The following is a 16,336-nucleotide window of genomic DNA, read 5'->3' as shown; positions in this document are numbered from 1 at the left end:
TTCTTCGCCGATTTCTTTGCAGACTTCTTGGCTGATTTCTTCGCGGCCTTCTTGGCCGACTTCTTCGCGGACTTCTTCTTCGCCGCTACCGCCTTCTTGGCCTTTTTGGCCTTCTTGCTTTTCTTCGCCTTCTTCGCCTTCGCCATCGTGGTCCTCCTGTTGCCGCTGATTTGAGTCCACCGCGTATTGAAGTGATCGCTTGCCGGTCGTTGACTGCACCTCGGGGAGAGGCACCCTCCACTTCGCTTGTCGGGCATGATGGCCGCGCGATCGCTTCGCGTCTGTGGCTGAGGAAGCGCCGGTCCTTCACATTGCGTCAGACACGCTGCGTCAGGGCAAGGCTGGGGTCCGGATCATGCTCGAGTGGCAGTCGATCAATTCAATCCTGGCCGGGGACCTCCTGTCGCCCAATCGAGAAGCTCAATCGTGTGCACCACAGGAACTGACGTACCGCCGGCAATCTGAACCATGCAGCCAATATTGCCCGCAGCGATCATGTCCGGTTTGACAAGCGCAATATTGGCGACCTTGCGATCGCGCAATCTGCTCGCAATGTCGGGCTGGAGAATGTTGTAGGTCCCCGCCGAACCGCAACACAAATGGCTCTCAGGTACATCTTTCACCACGAATCCATTCTTGGAAAGCAATTCTTTCGGAAGTTGAGTGATTTTCTGTCCATGCTGCAACGAACAAGCCGAGTGATAGGCAACGGTGACGTCGCCCTTCTGCGTTGAAGGTGCGAGCTTGAGAGTGCTGAGATACTCGGTGATATCCTTCGCCAGCGCCGAGATTTGCTTGGCCGGCCCAGCGAATCTTTTGTCCTCGCGCAGCAGGTAGCCGTAGTCTTTGACAACTGTCCCACAGCCCGACGTCGTCACCAGAATGGCGTCCAGCCCGTTCTGGTCCGCTTCCCTTTGCCACACCGCGATGTTGGCCCGCGCGCGCGCCAGCGCGTCGTCATCCTGCCCCATGTGATGGGTCAACGCGCCGCAGCATTGCTCGTCCTTGACCAGCACCACCTCGACGCCGTGCCGGGTCAGGACGTTGATCGCGGCCTGATTGATGCGCGGCGCCAGCACCTGCTGGGCGCAGCCCTGCAGCAATGCGACCCGGCCGCGCCGCCGGCCGATCGGCGCGAACACGGTTCCCGCAGCCGGACCGGGCTGCGGAAGGCTGCGCGGCGCCAGCGCCAGCATCGCCTTGATCCGCCGCAGCAGGCCCGGGTTCGCCGCGCCGACCGACGGCGTCGGCAGCAGCGCCGCGAACGGACGGGCGAGCCCGGCCATGATCATGCTGATCCGGAACAGGCCCGGCCGCGGCAGCACGAAGGCGAGCACCGACCGCAGCAGCCGCTCGGCCATCGGGCGCTGGTAGTCCCGCTCGATCCTGACCCGGGCCTGGTCGACGAGGTGCATGTAGTTTACGCCCGACGGACAGGTGGTCATGCAGGCCAGGCACGACAGGCAGCGGTCGATATGCTTGACCACGTCTGCCGTCGGCGGCTTGTCCTTCTCCAGCATCTCCTTGATCAGGTAAATGCGGCCGCGCGGGCTATCGAGCTCGTCGCCGAGCAGCACATAGGTCGGGCAGGTCGCGGTGCAGAAGCCGCAATGCACGCACGCGCGCAGGATCTTGTCGGCTTCCTTGATGTCGGGATCGGCAAGCTGCGCCAGGGTAAACTCGGTCTTCATGCAGCCCCGCCTCGCATCATCCGGCCGCGGTTGAGGATCGACCTCGGATCGAAACTCGCCCGGACCCGTTCGCCGAGCGCGGCAAGCCCGGCCGCCTGCGGCTGGAACACGTCGACGGCACGGCGCACATCCTCGCCGGCGCGGATCAGAGTGGCATGTCCGCCGATCGCCTCGACCTGGCCGCGGACCAGCGTGGCCTGCGCATCGGCGCCTTGCGGCACCGCGGCCCAGATCAGCCCACCGCCCCAGTCGTAGATCACATCACCGCCGGTCGAGCGCGCCAGCACCTGGCCCAGCGCACCGCCCATGGCCGGCGGGCAAACGATGCGCCACACCGGTAAGGCCCCGAGCGCGCCGTTTGCAGCAAACGGCACCACGTCGCGCAACGCGCTCCAGATCGTAACGGAAGCGTCGTCAGCGAGGCTGTCGACCGATCCATAGGTCGAGAGTGTCTGGCTCAGCGAGGCCGCGCGGTGCACCGCCGACGCTGAAATGCCCTCGAGCCGCAGCAGCGTCACCGGCTGGCCGGCGGCTGCAAGGCCGGCGAGCGCGCCGGTTGCGGACCGCAGCATTGAGCCGGGCAGATGGGCCGCCCCCGAGACGTCGAAGGGCGAGCCCAGCGCCGCCGTCATCGCCTTGTTGGCGGTGACGTCGTCGAGCCCGCGCAGCACCAATGTCCGCTCGGCTTCCGGCTTCGGCATGACCTTGAGCGTCACCTCGGTCATGACCGCGAGCGTGCCCCAGGAACCGGTGAGCAGCTTGCAGAGATCGTAGCCGGTGACGTTCTTCACCACCCGTCCGCCGGTCTTGAAACTGTCACCGAACCCGGACACCGCGTGGGCGCCGAGCAGGTGATCCCGCGCGCCGCCGGCCTTGATGCGGCGCGGACCGGCAAGGCCGGCGCCGATCATGCCGCCGATCGTGCCGGCTCCTGCGCTGCCCAGCAGCACCGACGTATCCATCGGCTCGAAGGCGAATTGCTGGTTCTTGGCGTCGATCAGGGATTGCACGTCGGCGAGCGGCGCGCCGGCCTGCACGGTGATGATCAGCTCGTTCGGCTCATAGGAGGTGACCGCATTCAGCACCGAGACGTCGAGCACCGCATTGGTCGCCATCGGATGGCCGATGGCGCGCTTCGATCCATGACCGATGATCTCGAGCGGCTGTTCGCTGGCGACCGCCGCGCGCACCACCTCTTCGACGTCTTTGCTGTCTCTGACTTTGAGCGTTTCCACACGCTAGGCGGTATCGAAATTTGGCTCCGAAATCAAATGCGCGCACCGAACAAATCCCTGAATGCGACAAGCCCGGCCGCGGTGATTTCGACGGAACGGCCCTGCGGCCGGCGCCGGATCCAGTCCCGCTGCAACGCGAGGTCGGCAATCGCGGCCCCTGCCCGCCCGGCCAGATGCAGACGCTGCTCGCTCCAGTCGAGGCAGGGCCGGCACAGAACCCGCCGGCTTCGCGCCGGCGCATGCAGGTCGATGCCGAGATCGCCTAGAAATGCGCGGCCCGAAGCGGTCAGCTCGCCGCCCTCCTGGTCCAGGTTGAGGTGGTCGTGTCGGCGCATCGCGTCGGTGACGGCGACGCCGAGCTCGCCGGCAAGGTGGTCATAGCAGGTCCGGGCCCGGCGCATCTCCGCATCGATCCGCGGCGGCGGGCGGGACGGACGCGGATCGATCGCCGCAACCGTCATCATGCCCTCGAGCATCTGCGCGACCAATGGCGTGGCCAGCCGGTAGAAGCGCCGCGGACCGCGCCGTTCGACCTTGAGCAGCGCGCGCTCGGCCAGCCTCGCCAGATGCCAGCTCGCCGTCTGCGGCGTCACGCCCGCGACCAGCGCCAGCTCGCTCGCGGTCTGCGCGCGCCCGTCCATCAGGCGCGACAGGATGCTGGCGCGGCCGGGATCGGCGATCAGCCCGGCCAGTTCGGCAAGCTCTGGTGCGATGCTCTGCATGGCAGGCTCCAGCGTCGGTCGAAGGATTGCCCTTGCGTTTGTCGCACGCCGCCCATCCGTAACGCTTCGATCATGATCGAAATGTTCACGACATCGACACTTCGATCGTCACCTAACCGAGCTCACAGGACGATCCACTATCTCTCGCCTTGCGGTTCGGCCGGCAAGACGGTTGGCGCAAATCATCTGGAGGCGAACATGAGACGTTCGGAAGTCACGACCACGACGATGATGCAGACCCGACGATCGGCCATCGGCACGTTCGCCGCGATCATGACGATCGCCGGCGTCTCGCCCTGGGCCGGATCGCAGGCTCGATCGGAGCAAAGCAACGGAGGAATGCCAATGAAGCACTATGCGATGAGCACGAGAACCATCAGCGATGCGATCAACACGTCAGGCCTTCTGGTCGTGGCGCAATGGGAAGCCAAGGAAGGGCAGGCCGACAAGGTCGCGGCAATTCTCGACGGCTTCCTGCCCGAGGCGCAGAAGGACCCCGGCACCAAGCTGTTCCTGATCGGCCGCGGCAAGGACAATCCGGCGCAATTCCTGTTCTACGAATTGTTCCAGGACGAGGCCGCGTTCAAGGCCCATGCGGAGAGCGCCTACTTCAAGACCTACATCGCCGAGCAGGCATTGCCGCTACTCGCCAAGCGCGAGCGGACGCAATACACGCTGCTGTAGGTGACGGCGCCGCGGGAGGGCTTGTGATGCAGGTCCTCCCCCTGCGCTGCAATATCAGGCCGGCACGCGCCTGCCGCCGAGCGTCGCACCCAACTCGATCCGCTCGGGCGATTTGCGCCAGAAGGCTGCGATCGGAATCCGGGAGAGCACCGTCGTCTCGACCTGCTCGACCTGCGCCCTGAGCCGAAGCGCATGCTTCTCGACGAGATGCCAGGACACGAACGCGACAGCGAAGGCAATCGGCAGGCTGATCAGGATGTTCAGATACCAGTGCTGAACCGAGGGGCCCAACGTCGCAACTGACTGCTGGACCACGACTCCATAGAGATACATCCCGTACGAGTAGTCGCCGGATGACACGACCCAGCTTCGCCGCGGATTCATCAGCCCCAGATAGCACGCGACATACGCGACGGGTCCGACAATGAATGCATCAGTGTATCCAGTGGCCATCCCCGCCGCACAAAGCGTCAGCGCGAGCAGGAACGCGGTACGGTTGAACGGGACCTTGTCGCGCCAGAGATAGAAGCCGACACCCGCAAGGAAGCAGAACACGAGCAGCTGCGGACGAAGGTGAAGATATTGCAGGTCCGAATGGTAGATATCGTGGCAGGCGAAACCGATCTGGGCGAACACCAGGAACACGAGATACAGCACCCTGTTGAAGCAGATCGTGGTCACGGCGAGCAGCGCCAGGATCACGTAGCACCACAGCTCATAAGGGACCGTCCAAAGCTGCGCATTCACCGCAAAAGGTACCGGATTGTGCAGAAACACGCCCGGAAGCTGATAGTGGATGTGGCCGACGATATTGCGGAAATAGGCGTAGAATTTCGGGTCCGCGAAATACTGCGCGAGGGGAAGCGCAGTGAAGATCGGGCCGATGATGAGGGCCGAGAGCGTCGTCTCGACCGCAAGCGCGGGCGCAATGCGAAGCACGCGCAGGCCGAGAAATGAAATCAGGCTCCTGCACCTCAGCAAACTGCCCGCCACCAGAAACCCGCTCAAGGCGAAAAAGAGCGCAAGAACCATTGCGGCCCCGATGCGGATATGGCCCAGGATCTCCATCGCCCGATCGATCCCAAAGACGACGTTCGCGCTGTGCAGGCAGATGATGCTGGCCGCCAACGCAAGCCGCAGATAGTCGAAGCCTGTGGGCCGATAGCGTGAAACAGCCAGTTGATCGGCCAGGCTGAACTTAGGTTGCATGTCATTACCGAGACAACTATGTCATCGGAAACTATCCAGCAACAAACTAACAAAATATAAACGCATAACGCGCACATCGTCGCAAGAACAACCTGCACGACGTGCCGTTCGCAGTAAGTAACGGTTAAGGCTATCGGCCGGAAAGGATGATCGGTCGAACTGGATTGATCGGCCCCGGCTGAACAACAGGCTCTCGTTCGGCCTGCTCGGCCCGACGGCCGAATCCGAGGATCGGAATCCTGGAGAGCATCGCAGCTTCCAGCCGTTCGACAGCAGCTTTGAGCCGAAGCGCATGTTTCTCGACGAGATGCCAGGATGCGACGGCGACGCCGAAGGCGAGCGGCAGGCTGATCAGGATGTTCAGATACCAGTGCTGCACCGACGGGCCGAACGTCGCAACGCATTGCTGGATGACGAAGCCATAGAGATAGAGCCCGTAGGAGTAATCGCCTGACGATACGATCCAGCTCCGCCGCGGATTCATCAGGCCGAGATAGCAGGCGACATAGGCGGCCGGCACGGGAGCAAGCGCGTCACCGCGTCCGGTCGCCATGCCGGCGGCGCACAGCACCAGCGCCAGCAGGCAGGCGGTCCGGTTGAACGGCACCTTGTCGCGCCAGAGATAGAAGCCGACACCGGCGAGGAAGCAGAACACCAGAAGGTGCGGGCGAAGCTGGATCGGCACCTCGTCCCAGCGGTAGATGTCGTAGCCGACTAGGCCGATCTCGGCGATCACCAGGAACACGAGATACGCCACCCGGTTGAAGGCAATCGCCGTCACGGCGAGCAGCGCCAGGATGACGTAGCACCACAACTCATAGGGCACCGTCCAGAGCTGGGCATTCACCAGCTCGGGCATCGGATTGTGCAGGAAGACGCCGGGCAGCACGTAGTGGATGTCGCCGACGATGTTGAGAAAATAGGCGTGGAATTTGGGATCGGCGAAATACTGCGTGAGCGGCAGTTCGGTGAAGACCGAACCGATGATGATGGCCGACAACGTCGTCTCGACCACCAGCGCGGGCCCGATCCGAAGCAGGCGCAGGCCGAGGAAGGAAATCAGGCTCTTGCATCTCAGCAGGCTTGCCGTCACCAGAAAGCCGCTCAACGCGAAGAACAGCGCGAGGATCATCGCTATCGCGATGCGAAGCGAGCCCAGTATCTGCAGCGTCGGGCCGAGCCCGAGCGTCACGTTCAGGCTGTGCAGGCAGATGATCGACGACGCGAGCGCAATCCGCATGTAGTCGAAGCCCGCGGGCCGATTGCGCGAGCGAGCCAGCTGATCGGCCAGGCTGGGCATCGAAATGTTGCCGAAGACATGCATGTCCTGAAAATACCGAGGAACAGCTGAAGGCCGTGTAAACGGGTCCGCGCTGCAATTGCGGCGACCGCGACGGCGGCCGCTGGCCGACGGCCGTCGCAGCAAGCATCGGTTAAGGTTATCGGCTGGCTAGCGCGATCAGTCGAAATGTATCGATTCGGCCTCGACGGCAGCAGGGAGGACCACCACCGTGAAGATCAAGCTGACAGTCATCGCGCTGCTCGCGACGATCGCGGCAGGACAGGCGCACGCCGCCATGCTCACCGACGCCGAGGCGACCTTCCTCGACCAGCTCGCGACTGCGGCCGCGGTGCTCGAACAACGATGCGCCGGCTATGAAGCCGATGGCGCCGGGGGCGTTCAACTCGGCGCGAGACTTCTCGGCAGCCCCAACGCCGCGATGGCCATGGTCGGCGCGTTCGACGCCGCCATCAAGGCCCACGACGGCAGTGACTACGATCCGCAAAAATTCCGCCCCGAAGTGTCCGAAGCCGCCGGCAAGACGTTCAAGCGAGTCCGGGCGGAGCTGATCTCAGACCCCGACAGGGCCTGCGCCGAATATGGCGACAGCAGCGCCGCGCTCGGCCTGCTCCGACGGTATTAGAACCGCGGGGATATCCGGGAATGCCGGCTTGCCGGCAATCGCCTGTCGCGCGGCGACGACCGCCCGGATGGAAGAAGGGCCACCATGTCGGCGGCCCCTTTTGCTTACTTCTGAAGGGTTGCGGCGAAGAGCTTGGCTGCTTCGGCCTTCGATTCTTGATCCGCCTTGGCGTCGTATCTGAGCGGCAGGTTGAACTTCTTGCCGAGCTCGGTGGCTTCGGGATTTGTGAATGCGTGCACCGCACCGGGATACTCGATGATGCGATAATCGGCCTTTGCAGCATCGAAATCCTTCTTGAGCGCATCGTACTGCTCGCGCTTCACGAACGGATCGTCCGCACCGTTCAGAATCAGGATTTTCGCCTTGACTGTTCCCGGCGGCGGTGCGGGTGTGTTGAGGCCGAGCGTGGCGTGAAAGCCGGCAACGGCGGGGAGATCGGCGCCGGTGCGCGCCATGTTCAGCACCACGGCGCCGCCGAAGCAGTAACCGACGGCGCCGATCCGTTGCGGATTGACCGAGGCTTGCTTGGCGAGTTGCTCACGCGCCGCGTTGAAGCGCGCCTCCATTACCTTCGGGTCCTTCATCACCGATCCCGCGAGCGCGCCAGCGTCCTTCGGGTTGTCGGCGGTCTTGCCGTCGCCGTACATGTCCGCAATGAAGGCTGTGTAGCCCTGCTCCGCGAACTTCCGCGCCTCGTTGTGCATATGCTTGGTGACGCCCCACCATTCGTGCACCATGACGATACCGGGCCGCTTGGCCTGGGTCGCATCGTCGTAGACGACGAAACCCTTCATCGTGGTCTCGCCGTCCGTGTAGGTGACCGGCTCTTCCCTCACCGCCGCATGTGCGCTCGCGACCATTGCGATGGCGCAAAGAGCTCCCATGATGTTCGTTCGCATGCTGACCTCTCGCGTTTTTGCCCCGGAAACCGACGTTGACGAATGCGCACCCTAGAACCGCGGGATATCCGGGAATGCCAGCTTGCCGGCATGGACATGGACGCGGCCGAGCTCGGCGCAACGGTGCAGGGTGGGAAACACCTTGCCGGGGTTGAGCAGGCCCTGGGCATCGAAGGCGCATTTCAGCCGCTGCTGCTGGTTCAGGTCGATCTCGGTGAACATTTCCGGCATCAGATCCCGCTTCTCGATCCCGACGCCATGCTCGCCGGTGAGCACGCCGCCGAGCTCGACGCAGCAGCGCAGGATGTCGGCGCCGAACGCCTCCGCCTTCTCGATCTCGCCGGGCTTGTTGGCATCATAGAGGATCAGCGGGTGCAGATTGCCGTCGCCGGCATGGAACACGTTGGCCACACCGAGGCTGTATTTCTCCGAGAGCTCGCGGATCCGCGCCAGCGCCTTCGGCAACGCGCCGCGCGGGATGGTGCCGTCCATGCAGAGATAATCCGGCGAGATCCGCCCGACCGCAGGGAAGGCCGCCTTGCGGCCGGCCCAGAACAGATTGCGCTCGGCCTCCGAGGTCGAGATTTGGCATGAGGTCGAGCCGCAGCCCTGCGCGATCGCCTCGACCCGCTTGATCAGCTCGTCGACCTCGACCTGGGGACCGTCGAGCTCGATGATCAGAAGCGCCTCGACGTCGAGCGGATAGCCGGCATGGACAAAGGCTTCCGCGGCGTGGATCGCAGGCTTGTCCATCATCTCCATGCCGCCCGGGATGATGCCGGCGCCGATGATGGCAGCCACGCATTCGCCGGCCGCTTCCACCTCGGCGAAACCGACCATCAGCGCGCGCGCCGTCTCCGGCTTTTGCAGGATGCGCACCGTGATCTCGGTGATGACGCCGAGCAGCCCCTCGGAGCCGGTGATGATCCCCATCAAATCGTAGCCGGCATTCTCGGCCGACTTGCCGCCGATGCGCAAGATCTCGCCCGACATCAGCACGATCTCGCAGCCGAGCACGTTGTTGGTGGTCATGCCGTATTTCAGGCAATGCACGCCGCCGGAATTTTCCGCGACATTGCCGCCGATCGAGCAGGCGATCTGCGACGACGGATCGGGCGCGTAATAGAAGCCGGCATGCGCGACCGCCTGGCTGATCGCCAGGTTCGTCACGCCGGGTTCAGTGACGACGACGCGGTTGTCGAAGTCAATTTCGCGAATCCGCTTGAACTTGCCGAGACCGAGCAGCACGCCGTCGGCGAGCGGCAGCGCGCCACCGGACAGCGAGGTGCCGGAGCCGCGCGGCACCACCTTGATGCCCTGCTGCTGGCAATATTTCAGGACCTTCGCCACCTGTTCGGTGGTATCGGGTAGCACCACGACCATCGGCGGTTGCCGGTAGGCGGTCAGGCCGTCGGATTCATAGGCCAGCATCTCGGCGGCACTGTCGATCACGCCCTCGCCCGGAACGATTGCGCGCAAGGCAGCCGCGATCTCTGTGCGGCGAGCAAGGACGGCCTGGTCGGCCTCCGGCATCATGATGGACATCGGTGTTCCCTTGGGTGGGCTCTGCTCTTTGCCGATTTGTTACGACAAATCAAACACGTCTGCACCTGTTTCAGTCAACCGGCCGAAGGTCGGATTGCCCCGTCCCGCAATGCCGAGTTCTCTCTGGGACAAGCGGACGGTCATAAAGCCTGTCAAAGTTTCGTGGCTTGTCCTGTCCAAGCCGGACATGCCACAAACCAGACACTGCCTCCCGGGACGAAACGAAGAGAACCCCATGAACCTAAAGACCTTGAGCGCGCTGGCGGTCGTCACATCGCTGGCCACCGCATCCTCCGCGCTGGCGCAGGATGCCGCAGCCGGCAAGACCTCGTTCAACAAATGCCTCGCCTGCCACGCGATCGGCGAAGGCGCCAAGAACAAGGTCGGACCCGAGCTCAACGGCCTCGACGGCCGCCACTCCGGCTCCGCGCCGGACTACAGCTATTCCGATGCCAACAAGAATTCCGGCATCACCTGGAACAAGGAAACCTTCCTCGAATACATCAAGGATCCGAAGGCCAAGATCCCCGGCACCAAGATGGCCTTCGCCGGCATCAAGAACGAGACCGAGGCCAACAACCTGTGGGCCTATGTGTCGTCGTTCGACAAGGACGGCAAGCAGAAGTAATCGGCGGTATCGGACGTTGGAAGGGGATGGCGTTCTTCGCATCGCCATCCCCTTCCGGTTGTTTGATTTGAGCGCGATCAGCGCGGCAACAGATTGGTCTTGGCGAGATCGACCACCTCGTCGCCGCGGCCGCTCATCACGGCGCGCAGCACCCACAGGCTGAAACCCTTCACCTGCTCCAGCGTAATGGTCGGCGGCATCGACAATTCCTGCGTCGCAGTCACGACGTCGAGCACGGCCGGGCCGTCATGTGCGAGCACGTTGCGGATCGCGCCCTCGAGTTCGCCGGGATCCTCCACCCGGACACCGTGAATGCCCATGGCGCGGGCCATCGCCGCGAAATCGGGATTCTTCAGATCGACCCCGGTCTCGATGAAGCCGGCCGCCTTCATCTCCAGCGCGACGAAGCCGAGCACGCTGTTGTTGAAGATCACGACCTTCACCGGCAGCTTCGCCTGCGTCAGCGTGATCAGGTCGCCCATCAGCATGGCAAAGCCGCCGTCGCCGGACATCGACACCACCTGCCGGCCGGGCTGCGCCGCCTGCGCGCCGATCGCATGCGCCATCGCGTTGGCCATCGAGCCGTGCACCCAGGAGCCGACCAGCCGACGGCGGCCGTTCATTTTCAGATAACGTGCGGCCCAGATCGTCGGCGTGCCGACGTCGGCGGTGAATACCGCGTCCTCGGTGGCCTGCTCGCTGAGCAGGCGCGCCAGATATTGCGGATGGATCGGCTTTTGGCCGGGCTTGCCGCGGGCGAGATCGTCGAGCCCGGCGCGGGCGTCCTTGTAATGCGCGAGGCTGGCATCGAGAAACTTGCGCTCGGTCTTGGTCGTCAGCTTCGGCAACAGCGCCGCGATGGTCTCGCCGACGTCGCCGACGATGCCGAGATCGAGCTTGCAGCGGCGGCCGAGATTTTCGGGGCGGAGATCGACCTGGGCGATGCTGATACCGGTCGGGAAGAACTGCTTGTAGGGAAAGTCGGTGCCCAGCATCAGCAGCACGTCGCAACCATGCATGGCGGCATAGCCGGAGGAGAAGCCGATGAAGCCGGTCATGCCGACATCATAGGGATTGTCGTATTCGACATATTCTTTGCCGCCGAGCGCATGCACGATCGGGCTCTTCAGCGTCTCGGCGAGCCTGATCAAGCCGTCATGCGCGCCGGCGCAGCCGCGGCCGCAGAACAGTGTGACGCGCTTGGCACCATTGAGCAGCGCGGCCAGTGCGTTCAATTCGGTCTCGGCCGGACGCACCACCGGCACCGGCGGCAGCAGGCCGGCATTCGGCGCGATGTCGCGCTTCGGCGCCGGCCGCATCGCGACGTCGCCCGGCAGCACCAAGACGGCCACGCCGCGCTTGCCGACCGCGGCCCGGATCGCATTCTCCAGCATGTAGGGCAGCTGCGCCGGATCAGACACCAGCTCGCAATAATGGCTGCATTCGCGGAACAGGTCCTGCGGATGGGTCTCCTGGAAATAGCCGCCGCCGATCTCGGCTGACGGAATCTGTGCCGCGATCGCCAGCACCGGCGTATGGCTGCGATGCGCGTCGAACAGGCCGTTGATGAGATGCAGATTGCCCGGGCCGCAGGAGCCCGCGCACACCGCAAGATCGCCCGTGATCTGGGATTCGGCGGCGGCGGCGAAGGCCGCCACCTCCTCGTGGCGCACATGCAGCCAGTCGATCGTGCCGCGTTTGCGCAAGGCCTCGGTCAGGCCGTTGAGACTGTCGCCGACGACACCGTAGATGCGCTTCACACCGGCCTGGGCAAGGGTTTCAGCGATGAGGTCGGCGATGTTGTCGATCCGCATGGGAGGTGTCCTTTGATGAAATCGGAGAACCGCGCGGGCCGCATGATGTTCAGCGCGATGGAGCCGCGCAAGTCTTACCGGATCACAGATTCGCGGGCGCGGTCTTGTCCATTGTTGCCGTCGGTTGGACCAACCTGTCGGCCATCGCCTCGATCTCGGACGCCACGAGTTCGGACGCGACGTACTGCACCATGTGGCCGACGTCAGGCAGCACGATGAGCTTGGCATTCGGCGCCGTGGCCGGAAGCGGCCGAGAATGGATGCCGGTCGAGACCGTCTTGTCGACCTCACCCGAAATGATCGTGACCGGCGCCTTGATCTCCTCGTAGCGCAGAGCCTGTTCGACGACGGCGGCTTTCAGCGTCACAAGGTCGCGTGCATTGGCGATGAACTCGCGCGGGCGCAGCAACAGCAACGTCTCGCTGTCGCGGACAAAATCGGCCGGCATTGGCTGCGGCGCGAACACGCCGCGCGCACCCGAATTGGCCACGAGGAGACCGAGCGGCAGCGTGATTGTGTGCGCGAGCAACGGTCCGATCAGCGGCGTCGAGATCAAATCATTGTAGCGGCCGGCGCCGCCGCGCCACGGATAGGCGACCGGGGCGAGCAGCATGAGGCCCGCGACGCGATCGGGATGATCGAGCGCAATGCGCAGAGCGAGCGCGCCGGCCCACGAATGTGCCACCACGATCGCCCGGTCGGCGCCGATTTTGGTCAGCGCCTCCACGATCATCTCGCCCTGGACCGCGGGGGTCGAATCCGCGACGCGCCTGCGCGTGCTCCAGCCATGGCCCGGCCGGGCGATCAGGATCACCCGGCGCGTCTTGGCAAGCTCGACGCCGAGCGGCTGCATCGCCCGGAGGTTGGAGCTTGCGCCATGCAGCATCACGATCGGCGGCCCTGCCGCATCGCGCGGGCCGAGCTCGGCCACGTGCAGCCGCGCGCCCGACACCTCGATCATGCGGCCCTCAGGCGGACAAGCGCGCTGGATCAGCTGGACGCCGAGCTGTGTCGCCAGCGCCAGCGCCAGGCCTGCGGCCACCAGCGCGATGATCGCGGTCAGCATCGAGGGGGTCCGAAAGGTCTTGGGTATCCGAACGATCTTGGCCACCCGGAAATTACGAGGTAGCCGAAGTCAGGTTTCGCCCGATACCGGATTTGGCCCCTGCCCGGGCATGCTCTTGTTCGGAAAGCCAATGTCGATTTTCCGGCTCGCGCCCAGGCGCGGAGTTGTCCACAGTGCCCCCAGCCTGTGGATAGCGGGTTCATACCTGCGTCATTAGTAATTTCATAGATTGCCCGTGGCAATTTCGCCATCAGGCGCGAGGCTTCATCGAAACCGGGACGCTACCGGATTTCTGGGTTGTGCACGAGATTCACGGGAACCCGCGTCCGCACGACGAGTTCAACGGGAAGTAATCGGAGGAGTACCATGATTTCCGACCCTAGCGATGCGGCCATCGACCAGATCGTGGCGAGTTGCAACGGCGACCTGCGCGGCGCCCTGAAGGCACTGTTGCTCGTGAATGAGCATCTGGAGGCGGAGCTTCAGCAATTCTATGCTGCCATCGCCCAGGACAGCGCCACCCGCGGCAAGTTCCTGCACTAGTCCTCGACCGGACCGTATCGCGAGCAAGACTTGGCTCGCGAGCCACGCGCCCCTCGCGTCCATCGGACCGCGATCGCGATCAATCGCATGCAATCAGATGTCGCGGCCCTCGACCTTCTCGGTCAGCTGCTTGACGATCTGCGGCACCTTCTCGAGGTAGGGATCGACCGCAATCGCCTTGCGGAAGGCGTCCAGCGCACGCTTTTCGTCGCCCATGTCCTGCATGATCATACCGACACCCGCCAGCGCGCCAAAATGGCGGGGCTCGCGAGTCAGCACCTGCTGTAGATCTCCCAGCGAACGGACGTAATCGTTTTTGAGGTAGTAGATCGTTGCGCGCCGGTTCCAGGCCTCGACATAGTCGGGCCGCAGCTTGATCACCGCATCCAGAAGCTTCAGCGCGACATCGACATTCTGGGCATCGAGCGCGGCCTTGGCGCGGACCATCAGGAGTGCCGCGGTGTCGCTCGGGGTTTGCAGCCAGAGCGCCCAGATCCGCGCCTCGACGTGACGGGCGCTGTCCTCATCGGGCGCGGCCTTCAGCGCGCCGAACAGAAAATCCAGCCCGCGGGTGCGGTCGGCCGGAACCTTCGGCAGCTTGGTCGGAGCTTCCGGCAGCTTCTTCTGGGCCTTGGGCGGTGGGACCACCCGCGGATCGTCCTGCGCGGCGGCCGCGACAGGCAAAGTCACAATAGGTCCGGCCAGAAGCGCAGCGATCAGGATCGCCAGCCGGCGGTGGGTAGGCCGAAGGAAATTCAATCCCATGGCCGAAGTCTAGACGCACAAAGCCGCACTGCAAAGCAGCGCGGCGTCAAAGACCTGTGAAGGATGGATCGGAATCAGCCGCCGATCCGTGCTCAATCAACCCTGGCGCGCCTTGAAGCGGCGCTGGACCTTGTTGATCACGTAGACGCGGCCCTTGCGGCGGACCAGACGGTTGTTGCGATGGCGGCCGCGCAGCGACTTCAGCGAGTTACGGACCTTCATGGGACAATCCTGTTACTTCGAAAGGCCCGTGTTGGAGGCCGTACCTGATCAATGCCGAAAGGTGGCAAAATGGGATTTATCCCGACAAGCGGCCTGCCGCCCGGGACGGCCGGGGTTCTAAGCCATCGGACCGTTAAATGTCAACCGAGACGGGCCGATTTTCGGGCATATCGCGGCCAGGAACCTGCACCGATCGACCCGCCAGGATATTGAGATCGCTCCGGAAACGGCGATCGTGGCGCTGATCTGAGCAAGGCCCCGCCGCGCTGTCGCGCCCGGATGATGGTTTCATCGCCGGCGAATCGTCCCCCGGGTCCCCGCTGTGAACCCCGTCCGTGACCAAATGGAGCTTCGCCGCCGAATGGCGCCGCGCGGCTTTCAGGCGCCTTCAGCGCCAGACCGCTTGCGAAGATCGTTATATAGTATAATTATTTTCCATCACCAACAAACGCTCCGCCGGGGAACCCGAATGCCCAAGCTCAAACTGCCCGACATCGAAAAGGTCGTCGCGATCGACATCCACACCCACGCCGAGGAGCCCTGCGGCATGCATGGCGACGACGGCTATGACGATTTCCAGGCGCAGATGGCCGACTATTTCAAGTCGCCGCACAAGCATCCGCCGACCGTGCCGGAGACCGCGGCCTACTACCGGTCCAAGAACATCGCCGCGGTGATTTTCCCGGTCGATGCCGAACGCGAGACCGGCTTCCGCCGCTACAACAATCTCGAGATGCTTGAGGTCGCCTCCGATCATCTCGACGTGCTGATCCCGTTCGTCTCGATCGATCCGCACAAGGGCAAGCTCGGCGTCCGCGAGGCGCGCAAGCTGATCGAGGAGTACGGCGTCCGCGGCTTCAAATTCCATCCGACCATGCAGGGCTTCTACGCCAACGACCGCATGGCCTATCCGCTCTATGAAGCGATCAACGAGGGCGGCGCGATCGCGCTGTTCCACACCGGCCAGACCGGCGTCGGCTCGGGCATGCCCGGCGGCATGGGGATGCGGCTGAAATACTCCAATCCGATGTACATGGACGACGTCGCGGCAGACTTTCCCGACCTCAAGATCATTCTCGCGCATCCCTCCTTCCCCTGGCAGGAAGAGGCGCTGTCGGTCGCGACCCACAAGCCGAACGTCTATATCGACCTGTCCGGCTGGTCGCCAAAATACTTCCCGCCGATCCTGGTGCGCTACATCAACTCGATCCTGCAGGACAAGATGCTGTTCGGCTCCGACTGGCCTGTCATCACACCTGACCGCTGGCTCGCCGACTTCGCCAAGCTCGACATCCGCGAGGAGATCCGCCCCAAGGTGCTGAAGGCCAACGCGCGGAAGATTTTGGGGATCTAAGAGAGTATCATCGGCGGCAAGCTTCGGAGGTGGT

Annotated in this window: 16 protein-coding genes; 5 read left to right on the top strand and 11 right to left on the bottom strand. The window is 63.9% G+C overall.

The window, feature by feature from the left end; all coding sequences use genetic code 11:
• Positions 1–374 precede the first annotated feature (374 nt).
• From glcF to FNJ47_RS10475, 3 genes are read right to left on the bottom strand one after another with little or no spacing between them, the layout of a single operon-like run.
• Positions 375–1,691, bottom strand: coding sequence for a glycolate oxidase subunit GlcF (gene glcF, locus FNJ47_RS10485; protein WP_163153001.1), 1,317 nt, complete (start codon positions 1,689–1,691; stop codon positions 375–377).
• The gene (locus FNJ47_RS10480; protein WP_163153000.1) at positions 1,688–2,926 is read right to left on the bottom strand and encodes an FAD-binding protein; all 1,239 of its coding nucleotides are present in this window, start codon (positions 2,924–2,926) and stop codon (positions 1,688–1,690) included. The genes glcF and FNJ47_RS10480 overlap by 4 nt, the downstream gene beginning before the upstream one ends.
• Positions 2,927–2,958: 32 nt before the next feature.
• A complete protein-coding gene (locus FNJ47_RS10475; protein ID WP_163152999.1) occupies positions 2,959–3,648 on the bottom strand; it encodes an ArsR/SmtB family transcription factor in 690 nt (229 codons plus the stop codon).
• Between the two features lie 198 nt (positions 3,649–3,846).
• Between FNJ47_RS10475 and FNJ47_RS10470 the strand changes: the two genes are divergently transcribed.
• Positions 3,847–4,332, top strand: a complete 486-nt coding sequence (locus FNJ47_RS10470; RefSeq protein WP_235999799.1) for a putative quinol monooxygenase — start codon at positions 3,847–3,849, stop codon at positions 4,330–4,332.
• A gap of 54 nt (positions 4,333–4,386) precedes the next feature.
• Here FNJ47_RS10470 and FNJ47_RS10465 read toward each other — a convergent pair whose 3' ends face one another.
• A complete protein-coding gene (locus tag FNJ47_RS10465; protein ID WP_163152998.1) occupies positions 4,387–5,541 on the bottom strand; it encodes an acyltransferase family protein in 1,155 nt (384 codons plus the stop codon).
• A 130-nt stretch (positions 5,542–5,671) separates the two neighbouring features.
• Positions 5,672–6,841, bottom strand: coding sequence for an acyltransferase family protein (locus FNJ47_RS10460; RefSeq protein WP_235999798.1), 1,170 nt, complete (start codon positions 6,839–6,841; stop codon positions 5,672–5,674).
• A gap of 211 nt (positions 6,842–7,052) precedes the next feature.
• Here FNJ47_RS10460 and FNJ47_RS10455 point away from each other — a divergent pair, with 211 nt between their 5' ends.
• Positions 7,053–7,466 carry a hypothetical protein gene (locus tag FNJ47_RS10455; protein WP_163152996.1) on the top strand — a complete coding sequence of 138 codons (414 nt, stop codon included), beginning with the start codon at positions 7,053–7,055 and terminating at the stop codon, positions 7,464–7,466.
• Between the two features lie 104 nt (positions 7,467–7,570).
• Here the strand turns inward: FNJ47_RS10455 and FNJ47_RS10450 are convergent, their stop codons facing one another.
• Entirely contained in the window at positions 7,571–8,365 is a 795-nt protein-coding gene (locus FNJ47_RS10450; RefSeq protein ID WP_235999794.1) for a dienelactone hydrolase family protein, read from the bottom strand.
• A gap of 51 nt (positions 8,366–8,416) precedes the next feature.
• The gene (locus FNJ47_RS10445; protein ID WP_163152995.1) at positions 8,417–9,910 is read right to left on the bottom strand and encodes an FAD-linked oxidase C-terminal domain-containing protein; all 1,494 of its coding nucleotides are present in this window, start codon (positions 9,908–9,910) and stop codon (positions 8,417–8,419) included.
• Positions 9,911–10,145: 235 nt separating this feature from the next.
• On the opposite strand from FNJ47_RS10445, the gene cycA reads away from it, so the two are divergent.
• The gene (cycA, locus tag FNJ47_RS10440) at positions 10,146–10,538 is read left to right on the top strand and encodes a cytochrome c-550 CycA (RefSeq protein ID WP_163152994.1); all 393 of its coding nucleotides are present in this window, start codon (positions 10,146–10,148) and stop codon (positions 10,536–10,538) included.
• Positions 10,539–10,615: 77 nt separating this feature from the next.
• Here the strand turns inward: cycA and poxB are convergent, their stop codons facing one another.
• Both poxB and FNJ47_RS10430 read right to left on the bottom strand, forming a co-directional pair.
• Positions 10,616–12,352 carry a ubiquinone-dependent pyruvate dehydrogenase gene (poxB, locus tag FNJ47_RS10435; protein ID WP_163152993.1) on the bottom strand — a complete coding sequence of 579 codons (1,737 nt, stop codon included), beginning with the start codon at positions 12,350–12,352 and terminating at the stop codon, positions 10,616–10,618.
• Positions 12,353–12,434: 82 nt separating this feature from the next.
• Complete coding sequence (locus FNJ47_RS10430) at positions 12,435–13,418, bottom strand: alpha/beta fold hydrolase (protein WP_163152992.1); 984 nt, start codon at positions 13,416–13,418, stop codon at positions 12,435–12,437.
• Between the two features lie 366 nt (positions 13,419–13,784).
• Here FNJ47_RS10430 and FNJ47_RS49825 point away from each other — a divergent pair, with 366 nt between their 5' ends.
• Complete coding sequence (locus tag FNJ47_RS49825; RefSeq protein WP_165445635.1) at positions 13,785–13,961, top strand: hypothetical protein; 177 nt, start codon at positions 13,785–13,787, stop codon at positions 13,959–13,961.
• Positions 13,962–14,054: 93 nt separating this feature from the next.
• On the opposite strand, the gene FNJ47_RS10425 is transcribed toward FNJ47_RS49825, so the two are convergent.
• Together FNJ47_RS10425 and ykgO are read right to left on the bottom strand one after the other, a co-directional pair.
• Positions 14,055–14,726: a tetratricopeptide repeat protein gene (locus FNJ47_RS10425; RefSeq protein WP_163152991.1), complete on the bottom strand. Its 672-nt coding sequence runs from the start codon at positions 14,724–14,726 to the stop codon at positions 14,055–14,057.
• A 96-nt stretch (positions 14,727–14,822) separates the two neighbouring features.
• A complete protein-coding gene (gene ykgO / locus FNJ47_RS10420; protein WP_002718645.1) occupies positions 14,823–14,948 on the bottom strand; it encodes a type B 50S ribosomal protein L36 in 126 nt (41 codons plus the stop codon).
• A 469-nt stretch (positions 14,949–15,417) separates the two neighbouring features.
• Between ykgO and FNJ47_RS10415 the strand changes: the two genes are divergently transcribed.
• Entirely contained in the window at positions 15,418–16,302 is an 885-nt protein-coding gene (locus tag FNJ47_RS10415) for an amidohydrolase family protein (protein ID WP_163152990.1), read from the top strand.
• Positions 16,303–16,336 lie beyond the last annotated feature (34 nt).

The organism is Bradyrhizobium uaiense (assembly GCF_010811875.1).
GTDB lineage: Bacteria > Pseudomonadota > Alphaproteobacteria > Rhizobiales > Xanthobacteraceae > Bradyrhizobium > Bradyrhizobium uaiense.
Note: the sequence above shows the minus strand (reverse complement) of the source record. Positions and strands in the feature narration are given on the sequence as shown.

Bases quoted from the DNA above. Each gene is read 5' to 3' on its own strand.
- glcF (WP_163153001.1), bottom strand. From the start codon at position 1,691: ATGAAGACCGAGTTTACCCTGGCGCAGCTTGCCGATCCCGACATCAAG.
- FNJ47_RS10475 (WP_163152999.1), bottom strand. From the start codon at position 3,648: ATGCAGAGCATCGCACCAGAGCTTGCCGAACTGGCCGGGCTGATCGCC.
- FNJ47_RS10470 (WP_235999799.1), top strand. From the start codon at position 3,847: ATGAGACGTTCGGAAGTCACGACCACGACGATGATGCAGACCCGACGA.
- FNJ47_RS10465 (WP_163152998.1), bottom strand. From the start codon at position 5,541: ATGCAACCTAAGTTCAGCCTGGCCGATCAACTGGCTGTTTCACGCTAT.
- FNJ47_RS10460 (WP_235999798.1), bottom strand. From the start codon at position 6,841: ATGCCCAGCCTGGCCGATCAGCTGGCTCGCTCGCGCAATCGGCCCGCG.
- FNJ47_RS10450 (WP_235999794.1), bottom strand. From the start codon at position 8,365: ATGCGAACGAACATCATGGGAGCTCTTTGCGCCATCGCAATGGTCGCG.
- FNJ47_RS10445 (WP_163152995.1), bottom strand. From the start codon at position 9,910: ATGTCCATCATGATGCCGGAGGCCGACCAGGCCGTCCTTGCTCGCCGC.
- cycA (WP_163152994.1), top strand. From the start codon at position 10,146: ATGAACCTAAAGACCTTGAGCGCGCTGGCGGTCGTCACATCGCTGGCC.
- poxB (WP_163152993.1), bottom strand. From the start codon at position 12,352: ATGCGGATCGACAACATCGCCGACCTCATCGCTGAAACCCTTGCCCAG.
- FNJ47_RS10430 (WP_163152992.1), bottom strand. From the start codon at position 13,418: ATGCTGACCGCGATCATCGCGCTGGTGGCCGCAGGCCTGGCGCTGGCG.
- FNJ47_RS49825 (WP_165445635.1), top strand. From the start codon at position 13,785: ATGATTTCCGACCCTAGCGATGCGGCCATCGACCAGATCGTGGCGAGT.
- FNJ47_RS10425 (WP_163152991.1), bottom strand. From the start codon at position 14,726: ATGGGATTGAATTTCCTTCGGCCTACCCACCGCCGGCTGGCGATCCTG.
- ykgO (WP_002718645.1), bottom strand. From the start codon at position 14,948: ATGAAGGTCCGTAACTCGCTGAAGTCGCTGCGCGGCCGCCATCGCAAC.
- FNJ47_RS10415 (WP_163152990.1), top strand. From the start codon at position 15,418: ATGCCCAAGCTCAAACTGCCCGACATCGAAAAGGTCGTCGCGATCGAC.